The 17,342-nt window shown below is 51.8% G+C and carries 23 protein-coding genes and 2 tRNA genes; 12 read left to right on the top strand and 13 right to left on the bottom strand.

The features are described 5' to 3' along the window. Nucleotides 1–21: 21 nt before the first annotated feature. Together SynMVIR181_RS05400 and SynMVIR181_RS05395 are read right to left on the bottom strand one after the other, a co-directional pair. Nucleotides 22–342: an MgPME-cyclase complex family protein gene (locus SynMVIR181_RS05400; RefSeq protein ID WP_186590247.1), complete on the bottom strand. Its 321-nt coding sequence runs from the start codon at nucleotides 340–342 to the stop codon at nucleotides 22–24. After that, entirely contained in the window at nucleotides 339–1,088 is a 750-nt protein-coding gene (locus SynMVIR181_RS05395) for a pyridoxine 5'-phosphate synthase (RefSeq protein ID WP_186525078.1), read from the bottom strand. The genes SynMVIR181_RS05400 and SynMVIR181_RS05395 overlap by 4 nt, the downstream gene beginning before the upstream one ends. 178 nt (nucleotides 1,089–1,266) lie before the next feature. Between SynMVIR181_RS05395 and SynMVIR181_RS05390 the strand changes: the two genes are divergently transcribed. From SynMVIR181_RS05390 to grxD, 4 genes are all read left to right on the top strand, one after another. Further along, nucleotides 1,267–1,920, top strand: coding sequence for a 1-acyl-sn-glycerol-3-phosphate acyltransferase (locus SynMVIR181_RS05390; RefSeq protein ID WP_255444465.1), 654 nt, complete (start codon nucleotides 1,267–1,269; stop codon nucleotides 1,918–1,920). A 26-nt stretch (nucleotides 1,921–1,946) separates the two neighbouring features. After that, entirely contained in the window at nucleotides 1,947–2,486 is a 540-nt protein-coding gene (locus SynMVIR181_RS05385; RefSeq protein WP_186525077.1) for a hypothetical protein, read from the top strand. Nucleotides 2,487–2,554: 68 nt separating this feature from the next. Continuing rightward, nucleotides 2,555–2,788, top strand: a complete 234-nt coding sequence (locus SynMVIR181_RS05380; RefSeq protein ID WP_186525076.1) for a BolA family protein — start codon at nucleotides 2,555–2,557, stop codon at nucleotides 2,786–2,788. A 45-nt stretch (nucleotides 2,789–2,833) separates the two neighbouring features. After that, nucleotides 2,834–3,157, top strand: a complete 324-nt coding sequence (grxD, locus tag SynMVIR181_RS05375) for a Grx4 family monothiol glutaredoxin (protein WP_186525075.1) — start codon at nucleotides 2,834–2,836, stop codon at nucleotides 3,155–3,157. A gap of 35 nt (nucleotides 3,158–3,192) precedes the next feature. On the opposite strand, the gene SynMVIR181_RS05370 is transcribed toward grxD, so the two are convergent. After that, complete coding sequence (locus SynMVIR181_RS05370; RefSeq protein WP_186525074.1) at nucleotides 3,193–3,465, bottom strand: DUF6761 family protein; 273 nt, start codon at nucleotides 3,463–3,465, stop codon at nucleotides 3,193–3,195. A 118-nt stretch (nucleotides 3,466–3,583) separates the two neighbouring features. Here SynMVIR181_RS05370 and SynMVIR181_RS05365 point away from each other — a divergent pair, with 118 nt between their 5' ends. After that, a complete protein-coding gene (locus tag SynMVIR181_RS05365; RefSeq protein ID WP_370593888.1) occupies nucleotides 3,584–4,306 on the top strand; it encodes a response regulator transcription factor in 723 nt (240 codons plus the stop codon). Nucleotides 4,307–4,863: 557 nt separating this feature from the next. Here the strand turns inward: SynMVIR181_RS05365 and SynMVIR181_RS05360 are convergent. The 7 genes from SynMVIR181_RS05360 to SynMVIR181_RS05330 all read right to left on the bottom strand — a co-directional run bounded on the left by SynMVIR181_RS05360 (nucleotide 4,864) and on the right by SynMVIR181_RS05330 (nucleotide 9,748). Further along, a complete protein-coding gene (locus SynMVIR181_RS05360; RefSeq protein ID WP_186590246.1) occupies nucleotides 4,864–5,409 on the bottom strand; it encodes a hypothetical protein in 546 nt (181 codons plus the stop codon). Beyond that, entirely contained in the window at nucleotides 5,406–5,687 is a 282-nt protein-coding gene (locus tag SynMVIR181_RS05355; protein ID WP_186590245.1) for a hypothetical protein, read from the bottom strand. The genes SynMVIR181_RS05360 and SynMVIR181_RS05355 overlap by 4 nt, the downstream gene beginning before the upstream one ends. A gap of 80 nt (nucleotides 5,688–5,767) precedes the next feature. Next, nucleotides 5,768–7,303: a carotenoid isomerase gene (gene crtH, locus SynMVIR181_RS05350; RefSeq protein WP_186590244.1), complete on the bottom strand. Its 1,536-nt coding sequence runs from the start codon at nucleotides 7,301–7,303 to the stop codon at nucleotides 5,768–5,770. Nucleotides 7,304–7,334: 31 nt separating this feature from the next. Beyond that, nucleotides 7,335–7,631, bottom strand: a complete 297-nt coding sequence (locus SynMVIR181_RS05345) for a hypothetical protein (RefSeq protein ID WP_370593879.1) — start codon at nucleotides 7,629–7,631, stop codon at nucleotides 7,335–7,337. After that, nucleotides 7,612–8,991 carry an FADH(2)-oxidizing methylenetetrahydrofolate--tRNA-(uracil(54)-C(5))-methyltransferase TrmFO gene (trmFO, locus tag SynMVIR181_RS05340; RefSeq protein WP_186590243.1) on the bottom strand — a complete coding sequence of 460 codons (1,380 nt, stop codon included), beginning with the start codon at nucleotides 8,989–8,991 and terminating at the stop codon, nucleotides 7,612–7,614. Before trmFO ends, SynMVIR181_RS05345 begins: the two co-directional genes overlap by 20 nt. A gap of 43 nt (nucleotides 8,992–9,034) precedes the next feature. Then, nucleotides 9,035–9,157, bottom strand: coding sequence for a photosystem II protein Y (locus tag SynMVIR181_RS05335; protein ID WP_006852358.1), 123 nt, complete (start codon nucleotides 9,155–9,157; stop codon nucleotides 9,035–9,037). A gap of 27 nt (nucleotides 9,158–9,184) precedes the next feature. Next, nucleotides 9,185–9,748: a gamma carbonic anhydrase family protein gene (locus SynMVIR181_RS05330; protein WP_186590526.1), complete on the bottom strand. Its 564-nt coding sequence runs from the start codon at nucleotides 9,746–9,748 to the stop codon at nucleotides 9,185–9,187. An 80-nt stretch (nucleotides 9,749–9,828) separates the two neighbouring features. Between SynMVIR181_RS05330 and SynMVIR181_RS05325 the strand changes: the two genes are divergently transcribed. Then, nucleotides 9,829–9,900, top strand: a tRNA-Lys gene (locus SynMVIR181_RS05325). Nucleotides 9,901–9,973: 73 nt separating this feature from the next. Beyond that, nucleotides 9,974–10,327 carry a response regulator transcription factor gene (locus SynMVIR181_RS05320; protein ID WP_186590242.1) on the top strand — a complete coding sequence of 118 codons (354 nt, stop codon included), beginning with the start codon at nucleotides 9,974–9,976 and terminating at the stop codon, nucleotides 10,325–10,327. On the opposite strand, the gene SynMVIR181_RS05315 is transcribed toward SynMVIR181_RS05320, so the two are convergent. After that, the gene (locus tag SynMVIR181_RS05315) at nucleotides 10,324–11,517 is read right to left on the bottom strand and encodes a HAMP domain-containing sensor histidine kinase (RefSeq protein WP_186590241.1); all 1,194 of its coding nucleotides are present in this window, start codon (nucleotides 11,515–11,517) and stop codon (nucleotides 10,324–10,326) included. The two genes, SynMVIR181_RS05320 and SynMVIR181_RS05315, sit on opposite strands and share 4 nt — an antisense overlap. Continuing rightward, nucleotides 11,507–11,890, bottom strand: coding sequence for a PAS domain-containing protein (locus tag SynMVIR181_RS05310; RefSeq protein WP_186590240.1), 384 nt, complete (start codon nucleotides 11,888–11,890; stop codon nucleotides 11,507–11,509). The genes SynMVIR181_RS05315 and SynMVIR181_RS05310 overlap by 11 nt, the downstream gene beginning before the upstream one ends. 78 nt (nucleotides 11,891–11,968) lie before the next feature. Between SynMVIR181_RS05310 and SynMVIR181_RS05305 the strand changes: the two genes are divergently transcribed. The 5 genes from SynMVIR181_RS05305 (at nucleotide 11,969) to SynMVIR181_RS05285 (ending at nucleotide 15,666) form a co-directional block, all read left to right on the top strand. Continuing rightward, nucleotides 11,969–12,042 (top strand) — tRNA-Pro (locus SynMVIR181_RS05305). A gap of 433 nt (nucleotides 12,043–12,475) precedes the next feature. Next, entirely contained in the window at nucleotides 12,476–12,700 is a 225-nt protein-coding gene (locus SynMVIR181_RS05300; RefSeq protein WP_186590714.1) for a hypothetical protein, read from the top strand. A 4-nt stretch (nucleotides 12,701–12,704) separates the two neighbouring features. Then, nucleotides 12,705–12,998: a hypothetical protein gene (locus SynMVIR181_RS05295; protein WP_255444464.1), complete on the top strand. Its 294-nt coding sequence runs from the start codon at nucleotides 12,705–12,707 to the stop codon at nucleotides 12,996–12,998. After that, nucleotides 12,998–15,274, top strand: a complete 2,277-nt coding sequence (locus SynMVIR181_RS05290; protein WP_186590239.1) for a DUF3854 domain-containing protein — start codon at nucleotides 12,998–13,000, stop codon at nucleotides 15,272–15,274. Before SynMVIR181_RS05295 ends, SynMVIR181_RS05290 begins: the two co-directional genes overlap by 1 nt. Before the next feature lie 56 nt (nucleotides 15,275–15,330). Then, the gene (locus tag SynMVIR181_RS05285) at nucleotides 15,331–15,666 is read left to right on the top strand and encodes a hypothetical protein (protein WP_186590238.1); all 336 of its coding nucleotides are present in this window, start codon (nucleotides 15,331–15,333) and stop codon (nucleotides 15,664–15,666) included. Nucleotides 15,667–15,977: 311 nt separating this feature from the next. Here the strand turns inward: SynMVIR181_RS05285 and SynMVIR181_RS05280 are convergent, their stop codons facing one another. Continuing rightward, entirely contained in the window at nucleotides 15,978–17,141 is a 1,164-nt protein-coding gene (locus SynMVIR181_RS05280) for a carbamoyl-phosphate synthase (protein WP_255444463.1), read from the bottom strand. Nucleotides 17,142–17,342: the final 201 nt, after the last annotated feature.

Here is a 17,342-nt window from a genome sequence, read left to right as displayed (position 1 = left end):
AAGCAGACTTAACCGAATCCTTTAATGTGTTTCCGCAAGAGGGTTTGGAATGGAATCAGTTGGAGCATCGAATTGCCCCTCCACAACATATTCCAAACGCAACTTCATGAATGTAATGAAGGTGGAGTCTGTAGAAACGACTGCGGCTGAAGGTTGTGGCACCTTCGCTTTGATCTCAGACAATTCAGGTGCATCCAGAAAACTTGGATTGCGCACAAGCCAAAAGTCAATCTCCTTGCCTTGTTCGCCGTAATGCCTGCGTCTTTCTTTAAGCACTTCTTCAAGGGGTTCTTCTTCTGTCAAGAAGCGAGTACTGGCTGCAACAAAATGATGTGTGGTCATGAGCTACTGCTTCCGAACAAGGGGTCACGTCTGGGATTCTGAACCAAGCTCTTCATCTCTCTCACCGCTTCTTGCAAACCCACAGACAGAGCCCGGGCCACGATGGTGTGCCCAATATTGAGCTCTTCCATTCCTGGAATTGCAGCAATGGGCTCCACATTTTGATAGGTCAAGCCGTGGCCTGCGTTGACCCGCAATCCCATCGAACGCGCTTGTTCCGTGGCCTCGATGAGACGTGCCAAGGTCATGGGTTGCTCCCTCCAGCTGGCCTGCGCAAAACGTCCGGTATGGAGTTCAACCCAACGAGCGCCGCTTTGCTGACACGCCTCCAGCTGGTTTCGATCTGGATCCACGAACAAGCTCACAGGAATGTCGTTGCTCTGGAGGGTATCGATCACAGAAGACAAGCTCGTGCACTGACTACGGACGTCTAAGCCACCCTCCGTTGTGACTTCCTCTCTCCGTTCTGGCACCAGGGTGACCATGTCTGGTTGCTCTCGCAGCGCAATCTCCACCATCTCCTTGGTTGCAGCCATTTCCAAATTCAAACGAGTCCGAACCGTTTGGCGTAAGAGGGTTAAGTCGCGATCTTGGATATGACGGCGATCTTCCCTGAGGTGAATCGTGATCCCATCGGCTCCACCCAACTCCGCCATCAAAGCCATTGGCACAGGATCAGGTTCGACCGTGCGCCTGGCTTGCCGAACATTGGCAATGTGATCAATGTTGACCCCGAGACTGGCCACAACCCTCGTCCAAAGATTTAATTTTATGCGCGGGTGGTCTGCAAGCGAGACGCCGCTCTAACTGCCCAAGCTTCCGCGATACAGAGACTGAGGCAACCTAAATTCCAACCCTGTAGGACAGCGCTATCTAGCCGTGGGCAGTGCTCTGAAAACTAGAGGTGAAGTCTTGGGTTCAGCAATGAACCCATTCTGGTCATCGCTTGCGATGTTGTTTACGCAAGACCTTGCATTGCCTTGGTATTTCCGAGAGCGTCATGTCATTGGAGCTCATCATCTGCCCAAGGAAGGGCCTGTGCTTCTGGCCCCGACCCATCGAGCCCGGTGGGATGCCCTGATTTTGCCGATGGCAACGGGGCGACGCATTACTGGCCGTGATTGCCGCTTCATGGTGACGCGGAGCGAAATGGAAGGACTTCAGGGCTGGTTTCTCTATCGACTCGGCTGCTTTCCCGTAGACCAAGGACGTCCGACCCTGACGTCGCTTCGTTATGCCATCGATCTTTTAGCGGCTGGTCAGCAGGTTGTGGTCTTTCCCGAGGGGCGAATCAACCGCACCGATGAACCAATCCGCTTAAGGCAGGGACTGGTTCGTCTTGCCCAGCTGTCCAAGTCCAATGGAATTCCTGTCAGCGTTGTTCCCGTAGGGATCGCCTACAGCGAGGCCAGTCCCCCAGCTTCTAGTAGTGCTGCAATCTGCTTCGAAGCCCCCCTCTTAGCCGATGGAACAGGGAGGGAAGCTGCAGCTCATATGAGTCAGCAATTAGCAGATCGAATGCATACGGCTGAACAAGCGGCCCGAGAAGCGGTAGGCCGACCGCTAAGAAGCCACTAAAGTCCGCCCACTGTCCTGCTCAGTTCATGCGTTCCCGTCTCACCATCACCGCCTTAGCCCTTTTGGCCGGTTTGGCTGCTGCTCCCGTGCAGGTGTTGGCTCAGTCTTCAGATGGAACCAACTCCTCTGTGAGCAAAGTACTGGCTTCAAGCGGTGCTGGTTTCAATGTTGCTGCTGTCCGCAGCCTTCTCAATCGCGGCGATGCCGCAGTGGCATCAGGAAATCTCGATCAAGCCAAGACCGATTACGACAGTGCCCGGACTGCTGCAAAGCAGCTTCTGGCTTTCTACAGAGATCTCAGCGGTGCTTTCAGAGGTCTAGATGCACGTATTCCAAGGGAGATGGATTCCAAAGGTCGAGAAGCGCTCTCCCTTTTGGCTCAAGCCAATTTGCGTTTGGCCGCTTTGTTCAGACGGCAAAATCAGCCAGAAGTTGCAGTTCCAGTTCTTGTTGAGGTCGTCCGTCTGATGACTCCGGCCAGCAGCGAAGGTCAGAAGGCCTATCAAAGCTTGATTGAGCTGGGATTTGTAGAAACTCCTTTCGCTGGGGCGAAATCAGCCAAATAAGAAGTGATCCACAGGAGTCATTCACGACGTTGATCTGCCAGCATCAGCTCAGTTCAATCCCGCGTTGCATGGTTCAGTCAGAGGCTGTGAGTTCGGCGATTCGCCGAGCTCTTCCAGATGCTCAAGTGTCAGTGGAAGACCTCACAGGAGGTGGAGATCATCTTCAGGTGACTGTGGTGTCTGCACAATTCGAGGGTCTCACCCGAATCAAACAGCACCAATTGGTCTATGGCGCTTTGCGTGAAGATCTTGCGAGTGAGGCGATTCATGCCTTAGCGCTCACCACTTCCACGCCTGGCTAAACATTGGCTCGCTACGCCCTCATCTTCTTAAGCCATTTTTGATCCATGGATTCCCAAACGAAAGAGCGCATTCAAACGCTGATCCAGTCCAGTCCAATTTTTGTGTTCATGAAGGGCACAAAATTAATGCCTCAGTGCGGCTTTTCAAACAATGTCGTGCAAATTCTCAATGCCCTCGGCATGAGTTTTGAGACCTTTGATGTGTTGTCTGACATGGAAATTCGTCAGGGCATCAAGGATTTCTCAGAATGGCCCACGATTCCTCAGATTTATGTCAAAGGGGAATTTATGGGTGGATCCGACATCTTGATCGAGATGTACAACAGCGGCGAGCTAAAGGAAAAGCTCGAGATCGAGCTCGCCAGCTAAAACTGAGCGATTCGATCTCATCCAGAGATTTATTCTCACCAATCGCGATGGGGATGGCTGTACAGCGTGCTGACGTCCCCATCGGGCCCAATGAAGCTTGATGGGTCCATGATCCACCGCTCAACAAGCGACTCAAGGCGAGCCATTTCGCGCGTTTCCAGTGCACTACTGCGCCTCAACGCATGCAAATACCCATCGGCATACAGCCTCAGCTCAGATGGGCTGTGATATCTGGTGGTTAGCTCTTGACAGGCATCGCACAGCGATTGGAAGTGTCGAATGGCTTCCGGATGCTGAAGGGATGTCATCTTTAGTGTGAGCTGCAGCCTCTGCTACCAGCAAGCTGTGGATTAGTACTAGCGTAAGCGCGGTTTTCCCTGCTGTGTGACCTCATCATCCCGGGACCTTCTGGACAACAGTCCTGACTTGGTCTCCACCTCACAATTTGTGCCGTCTGCAGGTCAGCCTCGAGAACCGTTCAGGGTTCTAGTGGTTGAGCCCCATCCCACGCTGCGAACTGTTCTGGTTCAACGTCTGCGTCAAGACGGTCACCTGACGGCAGCGGTTTCATCCCCTGCTGAAGCTCAGGAGCTTTGCCAAGACCAATCTCCTGATTTATTGGTTTGCGCTGAGCTCCTCGAGCAAAGTTCTGCTTTGCGCTTGGCCCAGCAATTGCGCGCACCTGTCATCGTTTTAACCGCTCGTACCGGTGCTGAGCCGGTCGTAGGACTTCTTGATGACGGAGCTGACGATGTGCTCCGCAAGCCCTTCGGGCTTGAAGAGCTTGCTGCACGCTGTCGCACCTTGCTTAAACGCGGCCACAGCGGCCTTCAGGAGCGCGTCAGCGTGGGGCCCTTAGAAGTTCATCTCCTGCTGCGACAGGTCACCCTGCGCGAGAAGCCTGTTGAGCTGAGCCCTAGGGAATTCGCCTTGCTCTGCGCCCTGTTGATGCCACCCGGAATGGTGCGGAGTCGTCAGGAATTGCTCCGCATGGCCTGGCCCCCCTTCAGTGGAGGTCCCAGATCCGTTGACACCCAAGTGCTCACACTGCGGCGCAAACTTGAGCAAGCAGGGCTAGGAGATGGGGGAGGTATCACGACCGTTCGCCAGCAGGGCTACCGATTCAGTCTTGAAAACATCAGGGACTGACGGTCGATGATGTGATGGCAGTTTACAAAACGTAACAGGGGCAATCGATTACGTAGATCCAACAATCAAATTGCCCCATCGGAATGCATTGAGCGACTGCGATCCAGATCAGGGTTGGGCTCTATAAAAGCGAAGGGACCCTTGTAATAGCAAGACCCCTTTCTGCACTCTGCTTGTTCAAACAGCTGTTTTGAGGTTGTCTCGACCTAAAACGAAACGGACAAAAGATTTGAGAAAAGATTTAATTGCTTGTGATCCAGCAGCTGGAGTGGAATAACCATGGCTAGGAGTAGAAAAAAATAATGCTATACACATAATCTCTGAGTCCAATGGCATAGCTGTCACTGATCAAAATCCATGACTAGTTTTGTTATTGCAGGCAGCCTCGTACTTTTAAATGTGGCGATGATCTCCACGATTTGCTATCAGTGCCGTTAGTTAAAACTGGGTCAAAAACATTAGATCATTGGAACAGCTTAAATCTCTTAAAATGATTCAATTTTGACGATACAAAATAAGTTTTAGCTTGAGTCTCTTCGTTCTCTAGGTCATTCGAATCATGAGGGGACGATAATTAATCCCTGCTGCACAGCAAACGCTACGGACAGCTCACCAACAAGCATCAAAGCCGCCAAAAAAGCCAGCAGTTGATAGGTCCATGGGGGTGTCAATCTGCCAACGCCCGTTGTTCGCAATGAGCTCTGGGATTGAATGAGATCGAGAAAGCGATCAAAATGTTCAAGTCGCTGTGGAAGCAGACGTTGGCTCTGATCGTGGGTTGTGATGTAAAACACTTTCCCTCCTTGACTCGTCCCCACAGGAACGAGCGCTTTCATTTCGGTCCAGTTCAGGCTCCAACCACGACGCAGCAACCAGCTACACCAGGAAGGGTGACCAACAGTGATTCCAGAGTTGGTCACGGTGACTTGTTCGCTGAGCATCGCCAACACAATGAGCAATCCCATGGGAACAGCGGCAAGCAGCCACAACCTCAAAGATTCAGGTGCCAGGGCTGGTAACGGCAGTACCAGAGCTAAGTAAACGGTGATCAACGTCCCGCGAATCAACGGGGAGAGTTGAAAACGATGGTTGGTTTCGTTCATCGATCCTCCGAAGAGCCAGGCAGGGGCTCGATCACATCATTGGAGAGATACACCCCAGAAAAAACCTCCGCCTCTCGACCTTTCCAGAATTCCCCCAAGCGCATGAGATCGGAGTGTGCCTGCCTAATGCTGCACATGTAATCCTCTTGGCTCATGCTGCCGCGAGTTTCCTTGAGCTTGGCCAAGCGCAACATCTGCAGCATCCAAGGCTTACTCAGCTCCTCCCTGCTCTCGAGATAGCGAGCCAATTCAGCGGCGCTGGGAGGAGTGGGCTCCACGATGGGCGTTTTTACAGAGACCAAACCCTAAGCACAGACAACCACCTTTAGCGCGAAATCCCGATGGTGCTGCTATCGATTCAAGCTGGGAGAGACCAAGGGTTCAGGCCAAGATCGGCCCCGATTCGGTGGCTACAGGCATAACCACTAAAAGCCACGGCATTGAGCCCTTGGCCGGGGAAACAAGAATCACCAACGCAATACAGATTTTTCAAACCGGTGCGATTAAACGGCATCGGCAACAATCCAGGGAGTCGGTTCGCTGGAACCGGTCCGTAGCTCCCGCCCATACGACCAAGGAAGCGCCGATGCGTGCGGGGCGTCCCAATTTCCTTGAATTCAATGGCGCTCTTCAAGCCAGGAAGGAGAGCTTCTAAACGATCGATCAAGCGATCAGCATCGTGCTGTTTCTTCTCGGCATAAGCCGATGGAGAGAGCCCCTTCCAATGGCACATATCGCTCTGCGTAAAGGTGTGCAAGATGTGACGTCCAGCTGGAGCCAAAGAAGGGTCCAGAAGAGATGGCATCGACACAAACACCACGCCTTGCTCCGCTTCCATCTCAGCCCAGTCTTCAAGCAAAAGGTGATGGCAATGAAAACCCTTGGGAACCACCGAGGCATCAACGCCGAGATGGAGAGACAGGAATGAGGATGAAGGCTGGTAGCGCTTGCGCCAAGTGGTTTCAGCGGCTGGCGTGTGCTCAGGGCCAACCAGAGTGGACTGTGCTGAACCTTCCCCAGCGAAGGTGTCCCAGCGCGTGGCATTGCTCACGATCCGCTTGGCCCGCAGCTCCTCCCCATTAGCAAGGCGAACCCCAACGGCCTGACCCTGTTCAATCAACACGTTGGTCACGCGATGTTTGTAGCGAATTTCGCCGCCATTGGCCTCCAGGCCAGCCACGAGTTTTTCAGCGATCACACCCACGCCACCTTTCGGATAGTTGATGCCACCGGCATGCCGATCGGAGAACACCATTCCGGCATTGATCATGGGTGTGCGATCTGCTGGCATCACCGACCAGCAGAAACATTCCATATCGATCAAACGCAAAAGATTCTCATCCTTGATGTGCTTCTTGGCCACATCACCAACATTGAAGGGAAGCCACCGAGCCAAACCAAGGCAAGCAAGTGGGGCCTTAAAAAACACTTTTGCGAGATAGGCCGGATCCTCCAAAGAGAGCAATGGCATCGCATCTAAACAACGAAACACCTGCCAGCAGGTCTCGTAAAACGCGCGAATCCCCTTGGCTTCATGGGGAAAACGGGCACTCATTCGCGTAATGAAGTCGTCGTAGTCCCTGTCCACGGCCATGGTGAGACCATCTGGCAGGTGATATTCGAGCTGCACAGCGTCAGGAACCGTCGCGCAGCGCTGACCAACGTCGGCCAGGGCTCTGGTTAGCAGGTTGGTATGCCCCTTCTCTCCAAATCCAAAAATCATCGAAGCACCCACATCGAAGGTGTATCCCTCCCGCCGAAAGCTGCCTCCAGATCCCCCAGGAATCAGATAACGCTCGAGGACCAAGGTCTTCGCTCCCTTGGCAGCCAGTTGTGATGCTGTGACCAGGCCACCGATCCCGGATCCGATCACGATTACGTCCCAGTCAGGCATCGGAGCGCCGATTCATGCTTCGAACCAGACCCTAGGAGGCTCCGGTCGTGGAGAAGGGAGGGGTAGCGGTCAAAATCACCTCTGATCGCACTGGCATGGCTAAGAGCTCACGGCAACGCTCCTCAATCCGTTCTCGGATCAAATCGATGGCAGCGCCATCCATCGGTTGATTCGGGGGAGATACACCACCACAAAAGCCGTGCGCCCTGCCTGCATCACGGTGAGGTCCAGCAGCCAACACGACAATCCGGCCAGCAAGTTTTCTAGAGCGAGTCGAGTGCTGCGAACGCCGTTCAATTTGTCGTGCCTTAAGCGGTGCAAGCGACATGAGCGACCTGGCTCTTCTCAATGGTTCGCTGAAGATCTGCCAAAGCTCTGTCGCGGTAAGCGCCGTAACGGGCGCGTTTATCTCTAATGCGCTCCGGAAGTTCAGGCATCAAGCCGAAATTTGGAGGCATCGGTTGGAATTTGCCCGATGGTGCCTCACTGATGAAATGGGTGAGTGCTCCGATCATCGTGGTGTGAGGCAACTGAATCGGGTCTTGCCCCTGAACCAACCGTGCTGCATTTGTGCCAGCCAACCAGCCTCCGGCAACAGCGGCGGCATAGCCCTCAGTGCCTGTGATTTGGCCGGCGGCAAGCAGATGAAGGCGGCGGCGGAACTGGAGAGTTGGCTCCAATAGTTCTGGTGCCTCCAAAAAGGTGTTGCGATGCATCACCCCAAAACGAACGAAATCGGCCTGCTCTAAGCCTGGGATCAAACGCAGCACCCGTTTCTGTTCCCCCCACTTGAGATTGGTCTGGAAACCCACGAGATTCCAGAGTCGACCGTCCTTGTCTTCCTGTCGCAATTGCACAACGGCATAGGCCCGTTTTGCGCGGCGCACATCACGATCAGTCACGTCTCCCCAGCGCGGATCCCACAAACCAATGGGCTTGAGCGGCCCATAACGCATCGTGTCCTCCCCACGACGGGCCAACTCTTCAATTGGCAAGCAGCCCTCGAAAAAAGTGGCACTGTTTTGGTCAAAGTCCTTGAGTTCGGCCTGTTCGGCCTCCAAGAGAGCCGTTCGAAATGCCAGAAACTGGTCTCGATCCATCGGGCAATTGATGTAATCGGCGTCGCCTTTGTCGTAGCGGCTGGCCCGAAAAGCCCTGGACATATCGATACTTTCACCTTCAACGATCGGACTGGCCGCGTCGAAAAAATGGCAATCGTCTCGGCCGGTGAACGCGCGTAAATCATCGGCCAACGCTTCACTGGTGAGAGGACCTGTGGCCAACACGGTGATCTGATCAGGATCAGGAAGCGTTAGCTGCTCTTCTCGACGAATCGTCACCAAGGGATGCTCATCTAGGAGAGACGTGAGTGCAGCGCTGTAACGGCCACGATCGACAGCGAGAGCCCCACCCGCCGGAACGGAATGATGATCCGCCGTTTGGATCACAAGTGATCCAAGACGTCTTAATTCTTCCTGCAATAAACCTGCTGCACGGTCACTGCTGAGAGCTCCAAAGCTATTGCTGCAAACAAGTTCAGCGAACTCAGAGCTGTGATGGGCAGGCGACCGCTTGATCGGACGCATTTCCCAGAGCGTGACGGGAACACCTGCTTTTGCGACCTGCCAAGCAGCTTCAGTACCGGCAAGACCAGCACCAATCACAACAACCGAAGACTGTTCGCTCAAGGACGATGGGATCGAGAACTCAACTCAACCCTATCGATCACGATCAAGCCCGGCTTCGTTTGATCATCAACTGCAGCTGACCAACAGCAGCACGACCGATATTGAACCCAGCCCAGGCAAGTGCCAAAAGGATCGGAGAAGCCACGAGCACGAGCCGAAGGTCCATGAGTTCATCTACAAAAGCCTTTTGAGTTTAAGGACAGTCGGGAGAAGCCGGGATCAACAGTGGGCAGTCCGTTTGGTTTTGCAGCAATTGAGACCACTGCGCCGCTAGCTCGGCGTAGTGGTGTGCGTGCTGCCATTGATCCTCAATCTCTTCTTGACTCAGCTCACGTTTCACCTTGGCGGGCACACCAGCCACAAGCATTTGGGCTGGGACATCCTTCGTGACGACAGACCCTGCAGCAACGAGCGCTCCACGCCCAACTTTGACGCCATTGAGCACAACGGCACCGATACCAATCAAACAACCAGCCTCCAACAAGGCGCCATGAACAACCGCTCGATGTCCAATCGTCACGTTTTCAGCAATGTGAACCGGGAAATTTGGATCCCCGTGCAAAACAGCTCCATCCTGAATATTGCTGCGGGCACCGATAAAGATGGGTGCCATATCTCCACGCGCAACGGCCGTTGGCCAAATGCTGGCCCCAGAACTCACAGTCACATCTGCCATCAGCACGGCTCCTGGTGCAATCCAGGCATCCGCAGCAATAGACGGGTGAGGCCAAAAGCTGTTCATTCCTAACGGGGTCATCAGTGCGGGGGGCAAATATCTTGCTCATGGATCGCTGAGTGATAACCTCCACAGGTGCCTGATTGGCATGCCCATGCGGCGGGTCGCTAGCTCAGCGGTAGAGCACTCGGCTTTTAACCGATTGGTCCTGAGTTCGAATCTCAGGCGACCCATTTGTTCAAAGCTACATCTTTCTCCATTCTTTCTTAATGGTTTTAGGTCAAAGCCCCTTGGATCAGGAAATCTATGAAATGCGTCGCCGTAGTTGACGATGATCCACGGTTACGTGAATTGATTCGAGATGAATTGATTGACGAGGGGGTTGAAGCTGTCGTTTGTTCAGATGGGGAAGCATTACTGGAACTCTTAGATCAACGACAGATTGATTTAATTTTACTCGATTTAATGATGCCGAAAATGGACGGCATGACCTGCCTACAACGGCTGAACGAGCACTTTAATGTTGTGCCTGTTGTAGTCGTCACTGCTTTTAATGAAGACGACAAACGCAGCGAAGCTAAGGCGCTTGGCGCTCGTGACTACATTCTAAAACCAGACTTATTTGAGCTACTACCTGAATTGCTCGAGCGTTATCTCTAAATAGAGCTTTTCATCCCAAGCGATGATTTATGGCGTGGAAAATACAATGTCACAACAAGGCCCTGACGACCTACACCAATTTGTTCTTTGGCAGATGAACAACTTACCGACCCGCCCATTCCCTCCATCAAACTCTTCACCAAAGGAAGGCCTAGCCCACTTCCATCTGTCATGTCTGCATTTCGATGCTCCTCAATACGGTTAAATCGCTCAAAGACTGCAACGCAATGATCGTCATTATTGATACCAGGACCATCATCTATGAATTGCAGGAGGATCTGAGACACTGTTTGAACCAAGCGGATCTCTATTGAGGGCTGAGAACGACAAAAACGACGACTATTATTGAGAAGGTTATCGAGGATCAGATGAAAAGCATCTTGATCCAGCTGAACCCGGTAGTCATCAGATTCATTCACCGTAACGATATGCAGCAAGCCTCTTGATTCAGGATTTAGCATGACAATCCATCGATCGACAAAATTCATCAAGCTATCGATTTGCAACGTCCAGCGGCGGTAATCAGTATCAAGCTCAGAAAGCAACAAAAGATTATCAACAAGAGCGCCAATGCGTTGTGTTTCCTCCGTAGCATCAGACAAAGATTGCTGAATATTGCCAGAAAACTGTTTTTTACGCCTCATCCGATGTAGATTGCCAGTAATAATTGCTAGCGGAGTTCGTAACTCATGAGCAAGATTATTGATAAATTGACGTTGTCTTGCTAAGGCTTTCTCTAAGGGTTCAAGATCACGAAAAATCAGCAAAACAAAGCTTTGATCCATTTGCATAATCTGACGCCAACTCACCGATCGTGTGATCAATTGCATCTTTTCAGTAGCAGGAGCAGATAGGGCTTGGATGAGATAGGACGAACGACCTTCAGCAGATAGGGCTTGTTGTAAGGGGTGACTGGGCTCTTCATCCTCCAAGGGGCTTCGATCCAGGTGATGAAACTGCAGCAAGGCTGAAAGAGGCCTACCAACCATCTGCAATGTGATTCCTCCTCCCCAAAGATCTGCAGCTTGCTGATTAGCCCAACGCACTGCAGAGGATTCGTCGACGATCAACATCGCTTCACCCGTGGAATCGAATGCAACTCTTAGGAGCCCAAGCGACTGACTCATCTGCTGAATCAGAGCTCTGGACTCTGCTTCTGCTGACCCTGAGAAGCTGTCTTCAGCAAGCATGGGGGCCTTCCAGGGGCCTCAGCGTTGCCGCAAAGCTCCATCCACCCTCATCACAGCGTTCAGCAACGATGAAGTGTTCACTACGAATCTCAGCTCCATCACCACAAATCGTCGCCAGCTCAAGGGGATGATTGACAAGCTTGGAGGTCTCCGTGAGTTTGAAGCGTGAGAAACCTGCATGATGAAGCTCACGGAAGGATGCGGGCAAGATCATCCCAATCGTTTGCCCTACTAAACGATCGTCCCAGCCATAAATAATGCGAAAGCGTTCGTTGAACTCGACCACCTGCCCCTGCGCATCCGTTCGGACAAAAGGAAGATTGTGTTGCTGCCTTAACGCATCAACCGCGCCAGGGGTCCAGGAATTGGACATGCCCGGAAAAGCTTTTTGTCAGCTTAGACACGCATCGATGAGATAAGGAGAACCCATTCCTTTAAAGTGAGCGGGCTACGGGGTGTAGCGCAGTTTGGTAGCGCGCCTGCTTTGGGAGCAGGATGTCGCAGGTTCGAATCCTGTCACCCCGACTGCAAAACAAGTCAGTCCTGCACTGACATCTGAGCCGCCCACCCAAGGCGGCTTTTTATTGCCTGCAGGGTGGTGTGTGCAAAATGTGTGCAAAGCATTGAGTGAGGGACTGGTTTTGCACACGACTTTCCGAGCGTTACGCCCTACCTACGGGCACCCTCGCCATACTGATAACAAGCTCATTGAGCCCGACAGAAATAGCCGCATCAGTGCCCCTGGACCGCCGTTTTCGTCTCTCGCGTCATCCATCAGACCAAATCTTTTGAAGTGCTGATTGAGCCACGCCCGATTGAAGGCTCCCTGGAGTCCTACATGAGCAAGCCGATTGCATGTCGGCGCGCATCACGTTTGAACATCCCCAAGGATGTTGATCCAGTAGCGGCTCGTAGGTTTGTCAGAAGACAAACCGCTGTCGGTTGCCGTCTTGAAGACATGAAAGGCGAAAGCAAAAAAGGGGATCTGTTGAATTACAAGATCAACGGGTTTCTTCGAGCACTTCAAATAGAAATTCTTGAAACTGAAGGATGGCCCTCTGCCGAATTAAGGCAGGAGGCTCAAGATGTCATCAACGCATCTAAGCCAGAAGACTCTCCAGAAATCCGCGCCTATTTCGAGCGAATCTGGGGACCGATTAAGAGCAGGGAACTACATTCCTGAATGGGTGCATGAGCCTGAAGCCGCAAAGCTTTTGGCTTTAAAGCCCAGCACCCTTAGAAATATGCGCCGTGAGCGCAGGCTCGATCCTGGAACGCATTGGGTTTATGCAACAGGATCCATCGGTGGACCTGTCCTCTATTGCATCCCTGCAATTCGGGAGATGCAGCGTCGACGGACTGTTGAAGCGGTGCGCAAAGAAGACGAACGTAGAGCCGCAGAACTAAAGCATCTCCAACAAGCCATCGAGATCTACGAGGAGACAACCCTTGATCAACTAGTTGATGGGGGACAAGGGTGATGCCAAAGCTCCGAAAAGATCACGTCGAATACCTGAGAAAAAGAGGAGTCAAAACAGAGCTGCCTGAAAACAATTATTTCAGTGATGGCTGCCATCTTGGTATTCGCTACCTCGACCCTGAGGGCAAGCCATACATAGACAGCAACGGCGATGATTACATCGTCAGACGTTTGTTCCCTACAGGTAAGCCCAAATTCAAAGCGCCAAAAGGAAGTGGTTCGCGACCTTATTTCAGCCCGTTGATGCCTGATGGCTACCTCGACAACATCAGCGTCCCGTTGGTGTTTATCGAAGGTCCAGTCAAGGTTGATAGCTGTTACGAGCACATCCCAACTGGGTTCTGTTTTGTCGGGCTAACTGGAACTTGGAATACCAGAGACCGTCGCGACGAAACCGGTAAATGGGAATCAGAAAATGACACCCGTTTGCTGCCTGAACTAAAGGCAATTCCGATGCGTGGTCGCAAGGTCATCATCCTGTTTGATTCTGATATTGAAGACAACATCAGCGTTGATGAAGCAGCAGGCGACATTGGTAAATGGACCCGTAATCGTGGCGCTCGTCCTTATCGTTGCCAGCTTCCAAGCGAACCTGATGGCAGAAAGAATGGAGCCGATGATTTCCTTGTTCGTCATGGCGCACAGGCTTTAGAGGACCTCTTAGCCGCTGCTGAGGTTGAAGGATGGCCCTTGCCTGCATCTTTACTTACGCATGAAGGTGATTTGAAGCGCAGCTACACACCAGCAGAACGGAAACGTCTGATAAAAGCACTCGCTGAAATAAACGATGTTGAGACTGTTGACGCCACCTGTTCCGTTCTTGCAACCAAACTGCGAGTCAAAATGAGTCAGCTATTGGCTGACATCGACGATTACAGAGCTGGAACTACTGAAAACGGTTTCCTTGGTTCAGCCGAAGACCTTGAAGGTGATGACGACATCGATGGCAGTTGGGTGATTCCGTTCCTGCTGCCGAAGGAAGAAACCATCGTTATCAGCGCTGACCCAGGAACAGGGAAATCATTGTTCGCTTATTCCATCGCGGCAGCCGTCGCAATGGGAACCGACTTCCTTGGCTTCCCCGTCAAGAGAGGTGTTCCCTTAATCCTGCAACTTGAAGAAGGCGGCACCTTTGGTAGACGCGTCAAAGCAATTGGACTGGCTAAGAGTGAGTTCTGTGATGGCTTGGAAGTCGGTAAGGATTGGTTCTTTAGCAAGACGTTTGACCTCGCAAAAGGACGTCATGTTGAACAACTGAAGCTTCTGATTCGCAACAACGTCGACTTGGTGATTGTTGACTCTGCTCGTGCTGTTGCTCGCAGCCTGAGCGTTGACGAGAACCATGCTGACTTTGGAAAGCTGGTGATTCGCAAAATTGCCAAGTTCATCAACGATTGCGGCAAGTCTGGAATCATCATTCACCACAACAACGGTGCAGGTAAAGCCAGCGGGACGAAAGACACCCCTGCTGGTGTGTGGGGTCTGTTCAATCTCAAAGCCGTTGAAGGTGATGAAGAGCTGCGGACATTGCAGACCGACAAGAAGCGCGAGACAAGCATCTTGTGGCAGCTGCGCTTACAGCGAACTGAGTTAATCGATGGCTTGCCAAACGGTTGGGCTTGGACTCTTGATTCCGATCTGAGTCACATGGCTCCAGACCAAAGCTGGCGGACCAAGTTTCAAAACCTTTTGAAGCTGCAAGAGAAGCCCATCGGGCTTCGTGATGCAGAACAGTTGATGGGGCTTTCTTCTGATGAAGGAAACACCCTCAGAAGCTCTGTCGGTCGTGACACTGCTTGCCGTCGATGGTTAGTTCAAAAGCCACGCCAAGGGGTTGCTGGTCTGTACTTCATGCCGCATGAGTTCAGAAATAGCTTCCAACAAAAGCCACAAAAAGAGAAAGGGGTTCAAACAAGAGAGAGACACCCCCTAATAAAAGAGGAAGAAATGTTGGAAGTAGGTGAAGAAGGTAGTTCACCACTACTTCCTGAACTTCTAACAACACTTCCAATGTGCATCCAACCTTCAACAGCTGAAGGCAATGACTTCCAACAAAACACCCCAGACCTTTCCGGGGTGTCTCTCTCTCCCCCCTCCTTGAACGGTCACACCGATGCCTTCTGGAAAATCGTCAAAGACAGCCCTGGTTTGTTGCCTGTTCAGATCGCCAACAAGTTTCAACACGTCACCAAGCGCACCATCTCCGGCGCACAAGCCAAGGCATTAATTGCCGAAGGTCCACCCGTCTACGAGTTCGACGATGACGAAGAAATCTGATCGCTCGTCACCAGTTCACCTTCATCTCTTCCTTTTGACCTATTTAGCCTGATCTCATGGGAAAAAAATGTACCAAAGTCGAAAAGAAAGCTCGCATAGAAGAACTGGCTGACCTGATCGTCAAGGGTTATTCGCAACGTGAGCTAAAGCGCCATGTTCAGCAGCGATGGGGGCTCAGTGAAGATTCAGCCAATCTCTATATCCGTGAAGCTAGGGATGTAGTGAAGGACGATCTCGTTGATCTCGACCGCACTGACATGCTCGCTAGCAAGATTCAGATGCTTGAACAGATCGCGCGGGATAGCGTTGCATCGGGCAGGGAGAACAACGCAATTGGTGCCATCAGGTTGTTAGCGGAATTAACTGGTTTTGGTGTTGAACAGAAGCGATAAGGAAGGAGACTTAGCTGTGCCTGTCCAGCGTCACTGTGGTCAAGGCAGTTGATCAATCATTGAAAAGCTAGTGGCAATGCGCGATTGATAGTGATCCCGAAAAGAGCTGGACACAACTGGCACACTTGCCAACTGCTATCAACAGCTCCTGAAGCAGAGCCAGCGTCATCTGAGTGTCGAGGGTCATTGGTTGAGGGCAACTGCTTAAAGCATTCCCCGCTGCAATAAAAAAACCCGCTCGTGGCGGGGTTCAATGTCCAAAAATGACACCTTATTTCAGCTATATCGTTTTATCTAAAGGTTCGAACGCTTCATATAGCTGCAGCTTCGCAAAGTCCCTCAACACATGCTTCACCCGCGGCTTCGGCAAATTCTGTTGCGTCGCCTTCGAGGTCTTCTAAGAGTTCCCTGTTTTTTGCAGCTATTCTGGCTTCTTTAATTGCTGCTCGTGCTATGGCTCGAAGCTCACTAGCCGTGTAGTCAGCGGCATCCTCTACGCCCGAGGCGACATCATCAGCGACATCGGCGACATCATCAAAGCCGCCTTTAATGTCACCCCAAAGGCTATCATGGACTCGTACATCTCTGTTTTCAGGCGACATAGTTAATGCACTGATCACAGGTTGTTGTTGAACAACTTTGCGATGTGCTGTTGTACTTGCACCACCAAAGCGAACCTTCAGATCAGCTGAAACTCTTGTCTCAAATGCTTCATCGTAGGAGAAATTCACTCCTGCTATTAATCCACTGCTGACTTCATACGCAACTCGTCCGAGAACGCCAGAGCCATCTGCAGAACCGAGATCGCCTTGCTGGTAGTAGTAACCAACAGAGGCATTAAGTGCAGGCGTTATGAAATAGCCAACATCGATTCCATAAGTATCGAGTGCGCCCCCATCAAAAGCCCAATTCAGAATCTGCTCGGTATCACCGACAGGAATTAATGCATAAGCATTGAAATTCCAATCATTTGAAACAGCCTCTGCATTAACGGCTACCTGCTGGAAGAAAACATTCCGCTCAGTCCCAAATAAAGGAATTCCATAATCAGTTGCACCTGTATTCATTGGGCGGCTGTCATAACCAGCATTCAGCCCATACATCCAGTTGCGATCACTATTCAGCCAGCGGTATCCAAGCCGTGATGAGGTGCTGATCGTGGTGCCAGCAACTTGCGTATTCATGATGCTGCTGTTGTTCTCGTAATCAGCAAAGTTGGCATTAGCCAGGACATCCAGGAACCAAACGCTGTTCTCGCCAACAGAGAGAGGTAAGAACCCACCAATGCCTGCCTGGTTAGGTGTTCCTGCACCCTGCAAAGCACCTTGAAAACCAAAGGTGGGCTTGACCACATCCTTAAGGCTGATGCTCATCACACCAAGGTCATCAGCACTGCCGTCCTCTTGGGCAATGGCAGGCAGAGCAGCAACAGAGATGGCAGAAGCCAACAGCCCCAGGGAGAGACGACGCAGCATGGGAGTAATGGTGTAATTCAATACACAATGCTTCGCTTGTACTGTTGCTGCCCGCTGCAGTAGGCAGTATGTGGCTTTGCTGTTATTCAGTAGGCAATAAAAAACCCCGCTCGTGGCGGGCTGCAATGTCCCTAGCTGACACCCTTATTTTAGCGATCTCGTTTTATCTAATTTCAGCTCAATCGTGCCAGGTATTGAACC

Source organism: Synechococcus sp. MVIR-18-1 (assembly GCF_014279835.1).
GTDB lineage: Bacteria > Cyanobacteriota > Cyanobacteriia > PCC-6307 > Cyanobiaceae > Synechococcus_C.
The sequence above is the reverse complement of the archived record's forward strand: the minus strand, read 5'-3'. Positions and strand labels throughout refer to the sequence as shown.